Here is an 18,327-nt window from a genome sequence, read left to right as displayed (position 1 = left end):
GTTCTCTCCTTACTCGCTGCGGCCGGCTGGAATGGCGGCGCGTTGTCAGACGTGCTCGAGGCCCGAGCGGGGGGTGGTGGCGGCGGGGGTCGGCTGGACCGCCTTGAAGGCGTCGAACACCTCTTGGTCCTGGGCGTTGCTGAGGTTCTTGGTCTGCGCGACCGCGTTGTACAGGACCCCGAGCAGCCGGCGGATCTCGTCGTGGCTGTCGTTGAGGGTCAGCTGGGCGGCACTGAAGCCGCCGGCACCCACACCGGTCCAGCCGGCGCTCACGGTGGCGAGGATGTCGGCCAGCTCGCGAGCCTGCTTGGTGACGGCGTCGGCCGTCGTCTCGATCTTGTTCTTCGCCTGGACGACCGGATCGTCTGCAAGTCCGAAGGTGTTCGTGCTCATCGAAGCTCCTCACTTCTCAAATCGCCGGCAGAACCGGCGGATTGCGTGGCGGAGCGGATGGACGTGCCGGCGCGGTCGTGAGCCGCGCGACCCGGGTCGCCCCCCTCCGCTTCACGCGATCCCCCGATCACACTCGTGAAGCCTGGTGTCACTCTAGCCAGTTCACTGCAGGGCCCCAACACTGGCGGGACGCTTCCGTTGATGAACTGTGACCGTTCACTGCAAACGGCCCCGACGGTTGCGGGAGTCCCGAACGACCGTCGCCGTACCCGCGATGACGGCGATCAGGACCGCGCCGATGCCGAGAGCGTACGTGCCGAACCTCTCCTCGCGCTCCTGGGCGGTCTCGGTGAGGTGCAGGGCCGCCGCCTCGGGTGCGGCCGCCGGGGGCGGGCCGGGGTCGGGGACCGGGGCCCTGGGGGCCTGCTGGTCGTGGGTGAGTGCCCGCACCGGGTCGACGACACCCCAACCGACGTAGTCGTCACGCCCGTTGACGGCACGTTCGGCCGTGTTCTGGATCTGCCAGACGATCTGCTGCGCGGACCAGTCACCGTGCTCGGCGCGCAGCAGGGCGGCGACGCCGGCGACGTACGGCGCGGAGAAGCTGGTGCCGTTGTCGATGCACTGGCCGAAGCCCGGGACGGTGGAGACCATGTCGACGCCGGGCGCCGCGACCCCGATGAAGTCGCCGGGCTGGGAGAACACGGCCCGCTCGTTGTTGCGGTCCGAGGCGCCCACGGCGAGCACTCCGGGGAAGGCCGCCGGGTAGGTCTTGCGCTTCTCGCCGCTCGTGCCGTCGTTGCCCGCCGAGGCCACCACCACGATGTTGGCGGCGAGGGCCTTCTGGACGGACTTGCCGAGCTCGGAGTCGGCGGTCAGCTGTGCGTCGGTGTCCTGGGAAATGTTGATCACCTGGGCGCCCTTGGCCACCGCGTGGTCGATGGCCTGGCTCAGGGACAGGGCGTTGCCCTTGCCCTGCCCGTCGTTCTGCCGGATCGGGATGATCGTGGCGTCGGGGGCCAGGCCGACGAAGCCGGTGCCCTCCTGGGGGCGCGCCGCGATCAGCCCGGCGACCTTGGTGCCGTGGCCGACGGTGTCGATCGTGCCGTCGCCGCCCTTGGGGTCGACGAAGTCCTTGCCGGCTCCCGTGTCGATGGCCGCGCTGAGCTGCGGGTTCGCCCGGTCCACGCCGGTGTCGATGACGGCGACGCGGATGCTCCTGCCGTTCTTGTCCTTGCCCCTGGTCTGCGCCCAGAGCTCGTCGAGGAGCAGCCGCTGGAGGGCCCAGGGGCGGTCCGCGATCTGCTTCTTCATCGGGAAGGTGCACTCCCCCGCGCCGTCGAGGCTCAGCTCGTCCGGGGCGTGCCGGTACGGGGTCTGCGCGTACGGGCTCCGCGGCGCGCCTGCTTCGGCCGCGGCGGCCGCTCCCGCGCCGCCGAACGCCAGGGCGAGGCCGGCGGCGAGAGCTGCGGCCAGGGGCGTCCGCCCGGGCGCGTGGGTCCGGATCATCGGCGGCGTCCTCACGAACCCTGCGGCTGACGGGCGGAGTTGGTGTCCAGGCGCGGCCCCTTGGAGAGGAACTCCGACCACGCGATCGGCACCATGGCCGGGTTGACGCCGCCGTAGCCGAGCCGGACCTGCGCCTGGCTGGCCTCGGGCCGCGCGTCCGCACCGGCCTTCGACTGGTCGGGGGCGCCGATCTTCGACTGCTCGGCGTCGCTGTCGCCGTTGGCCTGGACGGCGTACCGCAGGCCGGTGTCGGTGACCAGGAAGAGGGAGCCGCCGGCCGTGGTCTGCTTGCCCTGGACCTGGGTGTAGAGCAGGCCCGATCCCGGGGTGACGTACGCGCTCGTGCCGCTGGCGGTGATGTCGACGGGGAAGCCGGTACCCGCCCAGGTGCTCAGGGTCTGGTTGCCCTGGCCGTCGACCGAGCGAAGGACGCTGCACACGGTGTCGCGGTCGTCGGCCCCGTCAGTGCGTGTGCCGGCGGGCGGGGTCGTCCGGTTGATCCGTTCGGTTCTCTTCTGCGGCCACTTCACCGCGCTCGCGAACGGGGAGGCGTCGGGGTTGAGCGACTGGAGGTCGATCTCGCGGGCCTTGCCGTGCATGTTGAGGCCGTCCGTCGCGGGCGCCGAGATCAGCAGCCAGGCGACGAAGTCGGAGACCGGCGCCACCTTCCCGGGCAGCACCACGTAGTGCTGTGCGCCGGAGCCGGTCTGCGCCGTGAGCACCATCCCGACCTTGTTGTCGGCGGTGGTCAGCCCGCCCACCCCGGCGTCGGCGCCGACCTTGCCGGGGAGCGGCGGGAAGGACAGGTCGTCGCCGGAGTTGAGGGTCCCCAGCCATTCCGGGGAGACCGGCTGGGGCGTGGCGCCGGTGCCGACCATCGCATTGGTCATCGTCCCGGCCTCCGGGGTGCCCTCCGGGAACCTGTACTTCGTCCCGGCCGCGTCGACCAGGTAGCGCTCCTGGCCCGTGCCGGTGCTCTGCACGTACAGCGCCTGGGTGTCGGTGAGCCTGCGGGCGTCGTCCGTCCTGGCCGCCTCGCGGTCGGCGAGGACGAAGGTGGCGGTCTGCACGCCGCGGCCGTTGCCGCCCGGCTGCTGGCAGACGGCCCAGCGCTTGGCCCTGCCCGCGTCGTCCTTGGAGGGGAGCCGGTCGGGGGCGTACGGGATGCCGATGATGGGGCCGCGCGGCGGCCTGCCCGCGTCGAGGACCTTGTCCTCGACCTGGATCACCTTGAACTTCTTGGGATCCAGCAGGAGTCGGGCGGAGGCGAGGTTCAGCACGGGGTGCAGCCGGGTCTGGTCCTTGCCGCCCACCTTCGTCGTCAGGACCACGTAGCGGGTCGTCGAGTCCTTGCCGACGATGACCCGGGTCCCCGGTTCCGCCCAGCCCTTGGGCGCGGTCGGCTTGAACATGCCCCAGGCGCCGAATCCGGCGAGCACCAGGGCCCCCGCGATCAGCCCGGGAAGGACGGCGCGCAGCGGGCGCGGAGCGCCCTCCTCGGTACCGGTGGCGGACGGCTGGAGGAACGCGGCCACCGTGCGCCGCTTCGCAAAGGTGTACGCGTTGAGCTCATCACGTCGTGATGCCATGACCGCCTGCTTCTCCCCGCACGGCCCGGCCGGTGAGTACGGTCCCCGGGCCTCGATTGTCGGACCGGGCACCTACTATGCCTCTTGACGGACGGTATGCAGGGGCCGGGTAGGGTGAGGCTGCCGCTCAGCCCCTTCCCCACCGGGTCAATCAGGGCTTGTTGAGGTGTATTGGGGAGGTTCCGGCGGGCGTGCGGCAGGTGTCGCGCAGCACCGGGACGCATGGGGTCGGGCCCCGGGAAGGGGAAGTGCGCGAGTGATGGCCACCGCGGCGGAACAGCACACCGGTGTGCCCGCACCGGCGCGCGGCGGGGTGACGCCGCATCCGAAGTCGAGCCCCGGGCGTTTCGGTCCGTTCCGACTGCAACAGCTCGTGCTGCTCCAAGTCGCCGCGGCCGCACTGCTGGTGGCCTGGGTGGTCGAACCGCTGCTGCTGGTTCCCGCCGGTGTCCTCGCGCTCGTCCTCGTGGTGCTCGCCGTCGTACGCCGCCACCAGCGCTCCCTGCCGGAGTGGATCGCCGGCGCGCTCGCGCTGCGTGCCCGCCGGCGCCGGGCCGCTTCCTTCGCCGTTCCCGCCGGTACCGAGCCGGGGCTCGCCCCGCTGGTCGAGGCCGATCCGGCGCTGCGCACCCTCACCTTCAGCGACCGTGACCGGCGTCCGGTCGGGATGATCGGTGACGGGACCTTCCTGACCACGGTCGTCCAGGTGGACACGGACGCCACCGCGCTGCGGCCCGACCGGGCCGCGCGCCCGCTGCCGTTGGCCGTCGTACGGGACATCCTCGAGGTGGACGGCATCCGGCTGGAGTCCGCGCAGCTCGTGCAGCACACCCAGCCGGCGCCCGCCCCGCACCTTCCCGCCCGGTCGATGGCGACGCGCAACTACGCGCCGCTGCAGGCCCGCACGGGCACCCCGGCGGTCCGACTGACGTGGATCGCGCTCAAGCTCGACCCGGAACTGTGCCCGGAGGCGGTCACCGCACGCGGTGGCGGGCTGGCCGGTGCGCAGCGGTGCCTGGTGCGTGCGGCCGACCAGCTGGCGAGCCGGCTGGCCGGGGCCGGCTTCACGGCCACCGTGCTGACCGAGCAGGAGCTCACGGCCGCGCTCGCCACGTCCTCGTGCGCCAACCCGATGGCGATCACCCAGGCCGGGCGCTCGACCAGCACCGGGCGCCGGACCGAGGAGACCCCGCGGACCTGGCGCTGCGACGACCGGCGCCACACGACGTACTGGATAGGCCGTTGGCCCCAGCTGGGCGGCGCCGGGGCGGCGGCGCTGCCGCAGTTCGTGGCGCTGCTGACCTCGCTGCCCGCGCTCGCGACGAACTTCAGTCTGACGATGGCCCCGGCGGAGCGTCAGGGTGTCACGCTGACCGGACACGTACGGGTGACGGGGCGCAGCGACGAGGAACTCGTGTCGGCACGGCGTGAGTTGGAGAGGACGGCACGGGGTGTGAAGACCGGGCTGGTCCGGCTCGACCGTGAACAGGTGCCGGGACTGCTGGCTTCGCTGCCGCTGGGAGGGGCGCGATGAGGGGCGGTTTCGGGCTGGTCGGCCCGCGCCGGGAGCGGCACGTGGTTCCCGCCGCGGACCTGGACCTGCTGGCGCTGCCCGTCGGGGACGACGGCGTCGTCATAGGCGTGGACGCCGAGGGACGGTCGGCGGTGCTCGGCATCAACCGGCCGACACCGTACGAGGTGACGCTGATCGGCGGCCTGTGGACGGCCCAGGTACTGGCGCTGCGCACGGCGGCCACGGGTGCGCGCGTGGCGGTGGAGACCGGGCGCGGGCAGGTGTGGTCCGGGCTGGCCCAGGCCGCGGGCGGCGGGCAGCAGTGCGTGACCCTGCACGAGGTGGGCCGGATCCCGCCGCAGGGCGCTTCGGCGGGCAGCCCGGTGCTGGTGATCCGCGACTGCGGGATGCGGCCGCCGCGCGGGCGCGTGGTGGCCGGGCCGTGGCAGTCGGTGCTGACCCTGCTGCCGTACCTGAGCCCGACGGCGCCGCGGTTGTTGCAGCAGGCGTCGCTGGTGGGAGTGCAGCGCGTGTCCCCGGACGAGGCGCAGCAGATCGGCCGCCTGATGCGGCTCCCCCGGCAGGCGGTGGATTCACTGCCGACGCTGGGCGACGGGGTGACCCTGTGGTGCACGCCGCGGGACCGGCAGTTCGTGATGACCCAGGGGACGGACGCCGAGACGGGCCTGCTGGGCGGGCCCCGGCGCATCGACTGACCCGGTGGCCCCCTGAGGGGGGCGGACAGTGTTGCAGAGGCGCGATTAGGCTGGTGTCCGGGCGCGGCGAGGTGGGCGCCGGACCAGTGTTCGACAGATCAGGAGGACCAGTGAGCGGCGATCGGAACGAGAGGCGCGGCGGGACGTGGGACGTCCCGACGGACGATCAGTCCGACGCGGAGCCCGAGATGACGGGCGAGTTCACCATCGACTACACCCCGCCCGCGTGGTACATGCAGGGCGGGACCCCGGCTGCGCAGGTGCCGGGACTTCCCGAGGGCAGCGGCTTCGAGCCGCACCGGCCTTCGGAGCTGGAATCGCCCTCGACGATGCGGATCGCTCCGCCCGCTCCGCGGACGCCGTCCGACGGTGCGGGCCTGCCGGCTCCGTTGTCGCCCGCTCCCGAGGCTCCTGCCGAAGCGGCCCCGGCGGCCTACCAGGCCCCCGCGCTGCCGTACCCGGCCCCTGCCCCGGTCGAGTCCGAGGCACCGGCACCGGCACCGGCACCGGCACCGATCGAGGTACCGGCGCTGATCGAGGTACCGGCGCTGATCTCGGCTCCGGCTCCGGTCGAGGACGCGCCGCCCGCGCCGTTCTCGGTCCCGGTGTCCGTCCCGGTCGCCGACGTGCCCGCGCCCGCGGCCCCGGTCGAGGAAGCCACCGCCCCGGAGCCGGCCCCGGCCGACGCCCCGCCCGCAACGTCGTTCCCGGCCCTGCCGCCCGTCGACGAGGTCACGCCGTACCCGGCCCTGCCGTCGGCGCCCGCAGCGGAGGCTGCGCCCGCGCTCCGGGCCGGACCGCAGGACACTCCTGCCGAGGGAGTCCCCGCGCTGCCGCCCGCCGAGCAGGCCCCGGCAACGCCGGTCGGCCCGGCGGACGCGCCGCCGGCGTTCCCGGAGCCCCCGTTCGGGGGACCTGCCGGTGAACTGCCCGCGCCGCAGCCCGCGTTCGGGACTCCGGACGACTACTCCTTCCCGCCGCCGGCTCCCGCGCCGCCGCAGCAGCCGCAGCAGCCGCAGGCTCAGCAGTCCATGCCGCAGCAGCCGCAGGCGCCCCAGCCGCAGCAGTACGACCCCCGCGCCGCCGGGCAGTGGTCCGCCGGGCCCGGGCAGCAGCCCCCGCAGCAGCAACACCAGCCTCAGCACCAGCCGCAGGCGCCCCAGCCGCACGACCCGCGCTACTCGGCCGGCCAGACCGGCGGCGGGGCACCCCTCGGCTACACGGCGGCCGTCGAGCTGTCGTCCGACCGCCTGCTGCGCAACAAGCAGAAGCCGAAGAACAACAACAACGGCGGCGGCGGCCTGTTCCGCTTCGGCGGCAAGGCGGCCGAAGCGGAGCGCCAGCGCAAGCTGGAGCTGATCCGCACCCCGGTCATGTCCTGCTACCGCATCGCCGTCATCAGCCTCAAGGGCGGCGTCGGCAAGACCACGACCACCACCGCCCTCGGCGCCACCCTCGCCACCGAGCGTCAGGACAAGATCCTGGCCATCGACGCGAACCCCGACGCCGGTACCCTCGGCCGCCGTGTCCGCCGCGAGACCGGTGCCACCATCCGGGACCTGGTCCAGGCGATCCCGTACCTGCACTCGTACATGGACATCCGCCGGTTCACCTCCCAGGCGCCCTCCGGTCTGGAGATCATCGCCAACGACGTGGACCCGGCCGTCTCGACGACCTTCAACGACGAGGACTACCGCCGCGTCATCGAGACGCTGGGCCGCCAGTACCCGATCATCCTCACCGACTCCGGCACCGGTCTCCTCTACTCCGCCATGCGCGGCGTCCTGGACCTGGCCGATCAGCTGATCATCATCTCGACCCCGTCCGTGGACGGCGCCAGCAGCGCCAGCACCACCCTCGACTGGCTCTCCGCCCACGGGTACGCGGACCTCGTCTCGCGCTCGCTCACCGTCATCTCGGGGGTTCGCGAGACCGCCAAGATGATCAAGATCGAGGACATCGTGCAGCACTTCGAGACCCGCTGCCGCGGTGTCGTCGTGGTGCCCTTCGACGAGCACCTCGCGGCCGGCGCCGAGGTCGACCTCGACATGATGCGTCCCAAGACGCGCGAGGCGTACTTCAACCTCTCCGCCCTCGTGGCCGAGGACTTCCTCCGGGCCCAGCAGCAGGCCCCGCAGGGTCACTGGGGCGCGCCCCAGCAGCCCCAGGGTCCCCAGCCGCCCTACCAGCAGCAGCCCCAGCAGCAGCCGCCCCAGCAGCCGCCGTACGGACAGCCCCAGGGCCAGCCCCCGTACCAGCAGCCGCCGCAGCCCTACGGGCAGCCGTACCCGCAGCCCGGCCAGCCCTGGCAGCAGCCCCAGGCCCCGCAGCAGCAGCCGCCCCAGCCCCAGCAGCCCCCGCGCGACCCGCGCCTGGGCTGACGCCGGCAACGAGGAAGGGCCCGTACCACCCCGGGGTGGTACGGGCCCTTCCTGTTCGTCCCTCCAGGCCGGCTCTTACGGGACTTGCTCCCCCAGCTACCGCCGGGAGGTGCCCCCGGGCCCGCGCTGCCCGGCAAGATCCGAAAGAGACGACCTAGCGCTTCGCGTCGTACGCGTCCGTCAGCACCCGCGCCCGCTTCACATCGTCGGCGATCGCTTCCAGCAGCCCGTCCAGCGATTCGAACTTCGCCATGCCCCGCACGTACGCGAGGAAGTCGACGGCCACGTGCATCCCGTACAGGTCCAGCCCCACGCGGTCGATCGCGTACGCCTCCACGGTCCGCTCGGTCGCGTCGAACTGCACGTTCGTCCCCACCGAGATGGCCGCGGGCATCCGCTCGCCGTCTGCCGTCAGCCAGCCCGCATAGACCCCGTCGGCCGGGATCGCGGTGTGCGGCTGCGTCTCCACGTTCGCGGTCGGGTAGCCGAGTTCGCGCCCGCGCTGCGCACCGCGCACCACCACGCCCTCGACCCGGTGCGGACGCCCCAGGATCTCCGCGGCGCCGTCCATGTCGCCCTCGGCGACCAGCCGGCGCGCCAGCGTCGAGGAGAACGGCACGCCGCCACCCGCCTCGCCCCGCTCGACCAGGTCCACGACGTCGACCTCGTAGTCGTAGGTGGAGCCCAGCTCGCGCAGGAAGTCGACGTTCCCGGCGGCTCGGTGGCCGAAGCGGAAGTTCGGGCCCTCGATGACGGCCTTCGCGTGCAGCTTGTCGACGAGGACCTTCACGATGAAGTCGGCCGGGGACAGCTGGGAGAACTCCGCCGTGAACGGCAGGATCAGCAGCGCGTCCACGCCCAGCCCGGCCATCAGGTCGGCGCGCCGGTCGTAGGGGGCCAGGATCGGCGGGTGGCTGCCGGGGCGGACCACCTCGCTCGGGTGGGGGTCGAAGGTGACCACCACGGAGGGGACGCCGAGCTCGCGCGCCGTGGCCACCGCCCGTCCGATGATCAGCTGATGTCCCCGGTGCACGCCGTCGTAGGAGCCGATGGTGACGACGCTGCGTCCCCAGTCCTGGGGGATGTCCTCCAAGCCACGCCAGCGCTGCACTGTGACCGCTCCTCGCCCGAACCCGTTTAGTCCTTGAACTGATTGCCGATTGCAGGTCTAAGACTGCCATGCCCGTGGCCGGTGCCCCGCATCGGCATCTGACTGGATCGGCCACCGTGTCTGGCGTCACGTCACATCCGCGGCCGCCCTGCTGAGGGTCTCCACCGTCCGCCGGGCGCTCGGCCCCAGCAGGGCCGCGGACTCCGCGCCCGAGGTCGCCAGCCAGCCGGCCACCAGCGCCCCGAAGGCCGGTTCCGCCCGGGCCAGCTCCACCGTCCGCCGCTCGAAGACCGCCGGCCCGCCCGGGGCCCGCAGCAACTGCCTCCCGGTGCGCCGCAGCAGCTCCCTCGTACGGTCCTCCGGGCGCCCGGAGGTCCCGGCCGCGACGGCCCCGAGGAACACGTCGAGCACCTGGGGATCGGCCTCCTCGCGCAGCAGGGTGTCGGCCAGCTCCCCGCGCAGCGGGTGGGAGCCTTCCCCGCCCGGCGCGGCCAGGACGACGGCCAGTTCGGCGCGCACCACGGCCGGGGCGCCCAGGAGCAGGTCCAGAACCAGCGGCCGCACCACCGAGGCGGCGGCCGGGCCCTGGTCGAGCCGCCGGTCCACGAAGAAGGCGGCGTGCGGTGCGTCCCCGGGGCGCCGCGCGAGGTGCTCCCGTACGAGGTCGGCCGCGCGGCGGGCCAGTCCGGGTGTGGTCAGCGCGGCCAGGGCCCGCACCACCTCCCCGTCGGCCCGGGCCCGCAGGGCGGCGAACACCTCGTCCGGGTCGGGCAGCACGGGCAGGGCCGCGACCAGCGCCTCCGCGGGCAGCCGGGAGCCGGCCCCGGGATCGCGGAAGCAGGCGAGGGCGTCGGGCAGGTAGCGGCCGCGCACCTGCGGGTCGCGGAGCAGGATCGCCAGCGCGCTGCCGTGCAGGGTGGCATCGGCGGGGCGGGCGAGCAGCGCCTGCGCGCCGTGGCGCAGCAGCTCGCGGTCGGCGGGGGTGCGCACGTGCGGGGCGGTGGCGAGTCCGTAGGCGGCGGCCGCGACCCGCCGCCCGGGCCGTTCGTCGTGCGCCCAGCGGCCGACGGCCCGGCAGAGCGCGGAGGGCTCCTCCTCGGCGAGTACGGCGAGCAGCTCGTCGGCACGCGGGTGCGCGGCGGTGACGAGCGCCTCGGTGAGGTCGTCCACGGCGAGGCCGCGGTGGGTGTGCAGCAGGGCCTGGGCGGCGGTGGCGACGGTGGCTCCGGGACGGCCGCGCAGCCGGCGGCCGTCGGTGAACCAGGCGCAGAGCAGCGGCTGCGCGCGCTGCGGGTCCCGGGCGAGGCGGCGGGCCGCCGCGTCGAGGTAGCGGTCGCCGGGCACCGCCTCGGCGGGGTCGGCGGGCAGCAGACGGCGCAGCAGGTCGAGGCGGTCGGGCTCGGGAAGCCGGAGCCGGTTCCAGAACCAGCCGCCGAACTCCCCCGGGCCGGCGCGGGTCACGTGCTCGGCGAGGGCGTGCAGGACGGGGAGGTGGGGCCGGGCGTCGGGGGCCCGCAGCAGGGTCTCGCGCAGCAGCCGGGCGGCCCACCAGGCGTTGTCCGGGCCGGCCGCCCCGGGTTCCTCGGCGAGGCGGTTGAGGCGGTGGACCAGCCCGGTGAGCTCCTTGCGCAGCTGGTCGGGGGCCAGTCGGCGCAGGGCCTGGAGGACCGGTCCGATCCGGTGCCGCGGCACGGGCAGACCCGGTTCCGCGGGGCCGTGGACGAGGAGGCCGAGGGCTGTCGGGACGTCCAGGTGGCCGGCCTGGATCCAGTCGGACAGCTCCTCGTGGGCGAACCGGTAGCCGGGCCCGGCGGGCACCAGCAGTCCCTCGGTGAGCACGGCGGAGGCCCAGCCGGTGCGCCACGGGAACAGCTCCTCGAAGGAGGCCCGGTCCAGCTGCCCCTGCCCCGGTCCCAGGGCGCGCCGCGCGGCCTCGTGCACCCGGCCGGCCACGCGCGCCGCGAGCCGCCTGACCCCGGGGCCGTGCACCCGGGCGCCCCCGGCGTCGGCGCAGGCCGCGGCGATGCGGACGGCCGCGCGCAGGCACAGCAGGTCCAGGTGCGCGGCGAAGACCTCGTCGCGGCCGGGGCGGCCCGTGGTGACCTCGGCGGCACGGATCCCGGCGAGCAGGCGCAGGGTGAGCGGGTGCCGGGAGTCGGCCTCCCGGACGGCGTCGGCGGGGATGCCGAGACGGGCCCGGGCGGTCTCGGCCTCGGCGGCGGTGAGGTCCGCCAGCGGGAGCGCGGGCGGCAGGCGCCGGGCGGGGCGGGCCGGGGTGTGCAGTGCTCCGGGCGGGTAGAGGGCGCCGGCCCGCTCCCAGTATTCGGGCCGGGCGGCGACGACCAGCCGGGCCCCGGTGCCGTGCAGCCACTCGGCGGTGGCGGTGGTCCAGGGGCCGAGGCGGTGCGCGAGCTCCGGCGGCATCTCCTCGGGGGCGTCGAGCACGACGAGCAGGCGGCGGCCGGCGCGGGCGACGACGTGCGCAAGGTGCGCCGCGGCTCCCGCCGGGGCAGCGGCTTCCTCGGCGGGACCGGTACCGCCGGCGCCCGGCTCCGGCCCACCGCCCCGCGCGTCGGGCGGGGTTCCACCGGGGTCGGGCGTGCTCCGGGGCGTCTCCTCGGGCGCCGGACGTGTCGGCGGGTCGCAGGGTGCGGCGGCGAGGCGTTCGGCGTCCTGCGGGGACCGCCCTGCCACGCTCCGGGCCCCGTCGGAACCGGCGGCCGGGCCGACGGCACCCCGCGAAGCCGTCCCGGCGGCCCCGGCGGCTTCGACGATCCGCGCCGCTTCCGTCAGGGCCCGCGTGGCTGCGTCGGCCAGGGAAGTGTCGGTGCCGTGCAGGTCCGCGCCGCGCAGCCACAGGGTCGGCGCCGGGCAGGCGCCCCGCGCACGGCGCACGGCCAGGGCTGCCAGTTCCGTGGTGCGGCCCGTGCCCGGGTCCCCGACCAGGCCGAGGACCGGGCGGTCCCCGGTGGTGAAGGCGGTGAGTTCGGCGGCGATGCCCGGGCGCTCCACGGGTTCTGGGCCGTCCGACGAGAGGGGGGCGCCGAGCGTGGTCGCGGTCAGTTCCAGCGCTCCGGCGAGGTTCAGGTCGCAGCCGTGGCCGGGGACGGTCGCGGCGTTGCGCTCCAGGAGGGCGGCCAGCGGGCCGTCGGGGTCGGCCTCCGCCGCGGCGCGCAGGGCCACCGCGAAGCCACCGGAGCGGTGTTCCGCACGCAGAGCGGTGCCCAGGACCGCGAGCACCGCTCCGGTCCCCGCGTCGAGGACGGGGCCGCCGCAGGCCTCCCCGCCCAGCCGCAGCGCGTCCCGCCCGTCGGTGCCGATCGCCAGCTCCACGGCCACGCCCGCCGGCACCGGGTGGTGCCGGTCCACCGCCGGGTACGTGACCGCGGCGCCGCCCAGCACCCGCGCCTGCCGCCATCCCCGCGCGGGCAGCCGTACGTAGGTCCCCGGATCGATCGCCTCGCGCTGCGCCACCGGCAGCGGCCGCACTCCGAGCCCGTCCGTGCGCACGAGGGCCAGCCCGAGGCCGGGCAGCGCGGTCACGTCGGCGGCCTCGGCCAGCCAGCTCCGCCCGGCGGGTCCCGGCGCGTGCAGCACCACCCGGGGCAGGCCGTCGACGGCCTCGTGACTGGTGACCACCGTCCCGCGGTCGTCGGCGACGAATCCGCTGCCGCGCGCCCGCCCGGCGGCATCGCAGATGGTGACGAGTTCCGCCATGGCCGCACCACTCCCCGCACCGCTCCCCCGCAACGCTCCGTGCTCACGACGGTAGGCAGGTGAAGATCAGCAGGAAAAGCACGCGTGGCGAAAGCGCCCCCTTACGCTCCCTCCGTCACTCCGAGCGCCTGCTCGGACGGGTGAATACAGGGGTCCGGGTGGATAGAGACCTATCCGAGGGGGGTCGTGGAGCGGTGAGCGGCAGTCCATGTGCGCTCACCGCTCCACGTCAACACCCGATCGTCAGACGAAGACCGCGAGGGACTTCGCCTTTCCGTTCTTGTTCTCGACGAGCCCGAGCAATTGGCCCTCGGGGCCGAAGACCGCGACCGTGCGGCCGGCCTCGTACTCCTGCGGCATGTCGATCCGCACGCCGTTGGCGAGCAGCGAGGCCCGCCGGGCATCCAGGTCCCAGCGCGGGAAGGCCGCGGCGGCCGCCTCGCCGATGGGCATGACCGTCAGCTCCTCCTGGAGCTGGTCCAGGGTGCGCGCCTTGTCGAGCTTGTACGGTCCCACCCGCGTGCGTCGCAGCGCGGTCAGGTGCCCGCCGACGCCGAGGTCGGCGCCCAGGTCACGGGCGAGTGCGCGGATGTACGTACCGCTGGAGCAGACGACGGAGACGACGAGGTCGACGACCTTCGTACCGTCCTCGGCCTCGGCCTCGCGCATGTCGTACACCTGGAACGACGAGATGGTGACCGGCCGGGCCGGGATCTCGAAGTCCTCGCCGTCGCGGGCGCGCTTGTAGGAGCGCACGCCCTTGATCTTGATGGCACTGACCTTGGACGGGACCTGCATGATCTCACCGGACAGCTTGGCGATGCCCGCGTCCACGGCCTCCCGGGTGACCCCGGTGGCGTCCGTGGACGAGGTGATCTCGCCCTCGGCGTCGTCCGTCAGGGTGTCCTGGCCCAGGCGGATCGTGCCGAGGTACTCCTTCTCCGTGAGCGCGAGGTGGCCGAGGAGCTTGGTGGCCTTCTCGACGCCCAGGACCAGCACGCCCGTCGCCATCGGGTCGAGCGTGCCGGCGTGGCCGACGCGACGGGTCTTGGCGATCCCGCGCATCTTGGCGACCACGTCGTGCGAAGTGAAGCCGGACGGCTTGTCGACGATGACAAGGCCTCCCCCGGGCTCCGCCCGGGAGGTGCCCCCAGGCGTCTTCTGTCCTGCGTTGGTGCTCATTCCCCGGCTGCGTCCTCGTCGTCCTCGCCCGGCTTCTTGTACGGGTCGGCGTCGCCGGCGTACTTCGCACCGGAGGAGACCTCCCGCACCTGGGCGTCGGAGGAACGCGCCTTGTCGAGGAGGTCCTCGATGGTCTTGGCGTTCTCCGGGAGGGCGTCCGCGACGAAGGTCAGGGTGGGCGTGAACTTGGTGCCCGCCGCCCGGCCGACCGCGGAGCGCAGCACGCCCTTGGCGCTCTCCAGGCCCGCTGCCGCGCTGGCCCGGTCCTCGTCGTCGCCGTAGACCGTGTAGAAGACCGTGGCCTCCCGCAGGTCGCCGGTGACGCGGGTGTCCGTGATGGTCACGTGCGTCCCGAGGCGGGGGTCCTTGACTCCGCGCAGGAGCTTCTCGGCCACCACCTCCCGGATGAGGTCCGCCAGCTTCTTCGCCCGCGCATTGTCGGCCACTGGTCCGTCTCCTTCTTCTGTCTTGCAGACAAGCTATAAGTCAGTCTTCATCACCGTGGAGGCGCCGTCGTACGGACAGCAGCTCCACCTCGGGACGTGCCGCGACCAGCCGCTCGCAGCGGTCCAGTACGTCCGAGAGGAACCCCGCGTCCCCGCTGACCAGGGCGACTCCTATCCGCGCCCGGCGGTGGAGGTCCTGGTCGCCCACCTCGGCCGCGCTCACGGAGAACTTCCTCTGGAGCTCGGCGACGATGGGTCGGACGACGGAGCGTTTCTCCTTCAGCGAGTGGACGTCGCCGAGGAGCAGGTCGAAGGACAGAGTCCCCACGTACATGCAGTTCCGGATATCCCGCCGGTGCGGGTTCGGTGGCCTGCCGGGCCGTCACCCGGCAGGATCACCCGGCGCTCGCGCGGCCGGGTCACCAGAACCGTACACGCAACGGCCGGGGCCGATCGACGGATATTCCGCCGACCGGCCCCGGTGTTACGAGCTACGACACGTGCGATGTGCTTCGCGCTTACGCGCGGGGCTTCTCGCGCATCTCGTACGTCGCGATGACGTCGTCGATCTTGATGTCGTTGAAGGAACCGAGGTTGATACCACCCTCGAAGCCCTCGCGGATCTCGGTGACGTCGTCCTTGAAGCGGCGCAGACCGGAGATGGTGAGGTTCTCGGCGACGACCTTGCCGTCGCGCAGGAGCCGCGCCTTGGTGTTGCGCTTGACCTCGCCCGACCGGATGAGGACACCGGCGATGTTGCCCAGCTTGGACGAGCGGAAGATCTCGCGGACCTCCGCCGTACCGAGCTCGACCTCTTCGTACTCCGGCTTGAGGAGACCCTTCAGGGCCGCCTCGATCTCCTCGATGGCCTGGTAGATCACCGAGTAGTAGCGGACGTCGACGCCCTCGCGGTCCGCCATCTGCGCGGCACGGCCGGCCGCACGGACGTTGTAACCGATGACGATGGCGTCGGAGCCCATCGCCAGCGAGATGTCGGACTCGGTGACCGCACCCACACCGCGGTGCAGGACCCGGATGTCGACCTCTTCACCGACGTCGAGCTGGAGCAGCGAGGACTCGAGAGCCTCGACCGCACCGGACGCGTCGCCCTTGATGATGAGGTTGAGTTCCTGGACCAGACCGGCCTTGAGCACGGAGTCGAGGTCCTCGAGGGACACACGACGGACGCGCTTGGCGAAGTTGGCGTTGCGCTCACGCGCAGCACGCTTCTCGGCGATCTGACGGGCCGTACGGTCCTCGTCGACGACGAGGAAGTTGTCGCCGGCGCCGGGGACGTTGGTGAGACCCAGGACCAGGACGGGGGTCGACGGACCCGCTTCCTCGACGTTGTTGCCCTTGTCGTCGAGCATGGCGCGCACGCGGCCGTAGGCGTCGCCCACGACCATCGTGTCGCCGACGCGGAGGGTACCGCGCTGGACGAGGACGGTGGCAACGGCACCGCGGCCGCGGTCGAGGTGGGACTCGATCGCAATACCCTGAGCGTCCTGCTCCGGGTTGGCGCGGAGGTCGAGCGAGGCGTCGGCGGTGAGGACGACGGCCTCGAGCAGGGAGTCGATGTGCAGACCCTGCTTGGCGGAGATGTCGACGAACATCGTGTCGCCGCCGTACTCCTCGGCGACCAGACCGAACTCGGTGAGCTGACCGCGCACCTTGACCGGGTCGGCACCCTCGACGTCGATCTTGTTGACCGCGACGACGATCGGGACGCCGGCGGCCTTGGCGTGGTTGAGCGCCTCGATCGTCTGCGGCATGACGCCGTCGTTGGCCGCGACCACGAGGATCGCGATGTCGGTCGACTTCGCACCACGGGCACGCATGGCGGTGAACGCCTCGTGACCCGGGGTGTCGATGAAGGTGATCTTGCGCTCTTCTTCGTTGACCTCGGTGGAGACCTGGTACGCACCGATGTGCTGCGTGATGCCACCGGCCTCGCCCGCAACGACGTTCGTCTTGCGGATGGCGTCGAGCAGTCGGGTCTTACCGTGGTCGACGTGACCCATGACGGTCACGACCGGCGGACGCGGCATGAGGTATTCCTCGCCGCCCTCGTCCTCGCCGAACTCGATGTCGAAGCCCTCGAGGAGCTCGCGGTCCTCTTCCTCCGGGCTGACGATCTGGACGACGTAGTTCATCTCGCCGGCCAGCATCTCGAGCGTCTCGTCGGAGACGGACTGCGTGGCAGTGACCATCTCGCCGAGGTTCATCATCACGGCGACGAGCGACGCCGGGTTGGCGTTGATCTTCTCCGCGAAGTCGGTGAGGGAGGCACCGCGCGACAGGCGCACGGTCTCGCCGCCACCGCGCGGCAGCATCACGCCGCCGACGGACGGGGCCTGCATGGCCTCGTACTCCTGGCGCCTCTGACGCTTGGACTTGCGACCACGACGGGCCGGACCACCGGGACGGCCGAAGGCGCCCTGCGTGCCACCACGGGCACCGGGACCACCGGGACGACCACCGAAGCCGGGACGACCGCCGCCACCGGCACCGGCCGGACCGCCGCCGAAGCCGCCGCCACCGGGACGCGGGCCGCCGAAGCCGCCACCGCCGCCGGGACGCGAGCCCGGACCGGCCGGACGACCGGCGAAGCCGCCGCCCGCGGGACGACCGGCACCGCCGGGACGACCTGCGCCGCCCGCACCGGGACCACGGCCACCGGGGCCGCCACCGGGACGGGGACCGGGACCACCGGCAGCGGGACGCTGCGGCATCATGCCCGGGTTCGGACGGTTACCACCGGGAGCACCACCGGGACGCGGGGCGCCGCCCTGCGGACGGGGCATGCCGCCCGGGGTGGGACGACCTGCACCGGGACCCTGCGGACGCGGAGCGCCGCCGGGGCCGCCCTGCGGGCGGGGAGCACCCTGGCCGCCACCGGCGCCGGGGGCACCGGGACGGGGCGCGCCGGCCGGACGGGGCGCCTGCGGGCGCGCCATGCCGGTGGAGCCGCCGGAGGTGAAGGGGTTGTTGCCCGGACGGGGACCCGCCGGACGGGCACCCTGCGGACGCGGCGCCTGGGAGCCGGGGGCTCCGGCGGGACGCTGCGACTGGGCGCCGGGGGTGGCGCCGGCCGGACGCGGGGCGCCGGGACGGGCGCCGGCCTGGCCACCCTGACCCTGGGCCGGACGCTGCTGCGCCGGACGGGGGCCGGGAGCCGCGGCGGGACGCTCGGTGCGCGCCGGGGCGGCCGGGGCCGCCGGAGGCGCGGAGAACTCGGTCGCCACGGGCGCCGCCGGAGCGGGCTTCGGGGCGGCCGGGGCCTTCGGGCCGGGACGCGGGCCGGAGGCGGCCGGAGTCACCGGTGCGGGCGCTGCGGCGGCCGGAGCCTCCGCGACGACCGGCTTGGGGGCCGGTGCGCCGGGCTTCGGCGCAGCGGGACGTGCAGCGGCACCCGGGGTGGGAGCCCCGGGCTTGGCGGGGGCGGCCTTGCGGGGCGCACCCGGCTTCGCGGCGGACTTGCCGGCGTTACCGCCGGGGCCCTGCAGCGCGTCGGTCAACTTGCGTACAACCGGCGCCTCGATCGTCGAGGACGCCGAACGGACGAACTCACCGAGTTCCTGGAGCTTGGCCATGACGACCTTGCTCTCAACTCCGAACTCCTTAGCGAGTTCGTATACCCGGACCTTAGCCACTTCGCTCCTTTTAGGTCCGGGTTACGCCGGACCGTCGCTACTTCATGGGCGTACTCATCGCGTACTCATCGAGTGCTCATCGCAATCTCGACCTACTTCCAACTCGCGAGGTACCTG

The 18,327-nt window shown here is 73.7% G+C and carries 12 protein-coding genes; 3 read left to right on the top strand and 9 right to left on the bottom strand.

Going from position 1 to position 18,327, the window contains the following annotated elements; translation table 11 throughout:
* Positions 1-45: 45 nt before the first annotated feature.
* From OG444_RS27815 to eccB, 3 genes are all read right to left on the bottom strand, one after another.
* Positions 46-393: a hypothetical protein gene (locus OG444_RS27815; protein WP_327264734.1), complete on the bottom strand. Its 348-nt coding sequence runs from the start codon at positions 391-393 to the stop codon at positions 46-48.
* 216 nt (positions 394-609) lie between these two features.
* Entirely contained in the window at positions 610-1,902 is a 1,293-nt protein-coding gene (gene mycP, locus OG444_RS27810; RefSeq protein WP_327264733.1) for a type VII secretion-associated serine protease mycosin, read from the bottom strand.
* A gap of 11 nt (positions 1,903-1,913) precedes the next feature.
* Positions 1,914-3,491, bottom strand: a complete 1,578-nt coding sequence (gene eccB / locus OG444_RS27805) for a type VII secretion protein EccB (protein WP_327264732.1) — start codon at positions 3,489-3,491, stop codon at positions 1,914-1,916.
* A gap of 259 nt (positions 3,492-3,750) precedes the next feature.
* Between eccB and eccE the strand changes: the two genes are divergently transcribed.
* The 3 genes from eccE to OG444_RS27790 all read left to right on the top strand — a co-directional run bounded on the left by eccE (position 3,751) and on the right by OG444_RS27790 (position 8,101).
* On the top strand, positions 3,751-5,025 hold the full coding sequence (gene eccE / locus OG444_RS27800; protein ID WP_327264731.1) for a type VII secretion protein EccE: 1,275 nt from the start codon (positions 3,751-3,753) through the stop codon (positions 5,023-5,025).
* Positions 5,022-5,720, top strand: a complete 699-nt coding sequence (locus tag OG444_RS27795) for a hypothetical protein (RefSeq protein WP_327264730.1) — start codon at positions 5,022-5,024, stop codon at positions 5,718-5,720. The genes eccE and OG444_RS27795 overlap by 4 nt, the downstream gene beginning before the upstream one ends.
* A gap of 110 nt (positions 5,721-5,830) precedes the next feature.
* Positions 5,831-8,101, top strand: a complete 2,271-nt coding sequence (locus OG444_RS27790; protein WP_327264729.1) for an SCO5717 family growth-regulating ATPase — start codon at positions 5,831-5,833, stop codon at positions 8,099-8,101.
* Between the two features lie 154 nt (positions 8,102-8,255).
* Here the strand turns inward: OG444_RS27790 and OG444_RS27785 are convergent, their stop codons facing one another.
* From OG444_RS27785 to infB, 6 genes are all read right to left on the bottom strand, one after another.
* Positions 8,256-9,212, bottom strand: a complete 957-nt coding sequence (locus OG444_RS27785) for a bifunctional riboflavin kinase/FAD synthetase (RefSeq protein ID WP_327264728.1) — start codon at positions 9,210-9,212, stop codon at positions 8,256-8,258.
* 126 nt (positions 9,213-9,338) lie between these two features.
* Positions 9,339-12,929 (bottom strand): serine protease, encoded by a 3,591-nt coding sequence (locus OG444_RS27780; protein ID WP_327264727.1) that lies wholly within the window; start codon positions 12,927-12,929, stop codon positions 9,339-9,341.
* 243 nt (positions 12,930-13,172) lie between these two features.
* Positions 13,173-14,111: a tRNA pseudouridine(55) synthase TruB gene (gene truB / locus OG444_RS27775; protein WP_327264726.1), complete on the bottom strand. Its 939-nt coding sequence runs from the start codon at positions 14,109-14,111 to the stop codon at positions 13,173-13,175.
* Positions 14,108-14,557 (bottom strand): 30S ribosome-binding factor RbfA, encoded by a 450-nt coding sequence (rbfA, locus tag OG444_RS27770; RefSeq protein ID WP_327264725.1) that lies wholly within the window; start codon positions 14,555-14,557, stop codon positions 14,108-14,110. Before rbfA ends, truB begins: the two co-directional genes overlap by 4 nt.
* A 40-nt stretch (positions 14,558-14,597) precedes the next feature.
* A complete protein-coding gene (locus tag OG444_RS27765) occupies positions 14,598-14,891 on the bottom strand; it encodes a DUF503 domain-containing protein (RefSeq protein WP_030651158.1) in 294 nt (97 codons plus the stop codon).
* 184 nt (positions 14,892-15,075) lie between these two features.
* Positions 15,076-18,210 carry a translation initiation factor IF-2 gene (gene infB / locus OG444_RS27760; protein WP_327264724.1) on the bottom strand — a complete coding sequence of 1,045 codons (3,135 nt, stop codon included), beginning with the start codon at positions 18,208-18,210 and terminating at the stop codon, positions 15,076-15,078.
* Positions 18,211-18,327: the final 117 nt, after the last annotated feature.

It is taken from the genome of Streptomyces sp. NBC_01232 (assembly GCF_035989885.1).
Taxonomy (GTDB): domain Bacteria; phylum Actinomycetota; class Actinomycetes; order Streptomycetales; family Streptomycetaceae; genus Streptomyces.
Note: the sequence above shows the minus strand (reverse complement) of the source record. Positions and strands in the feature narration are given on the sequence as shown.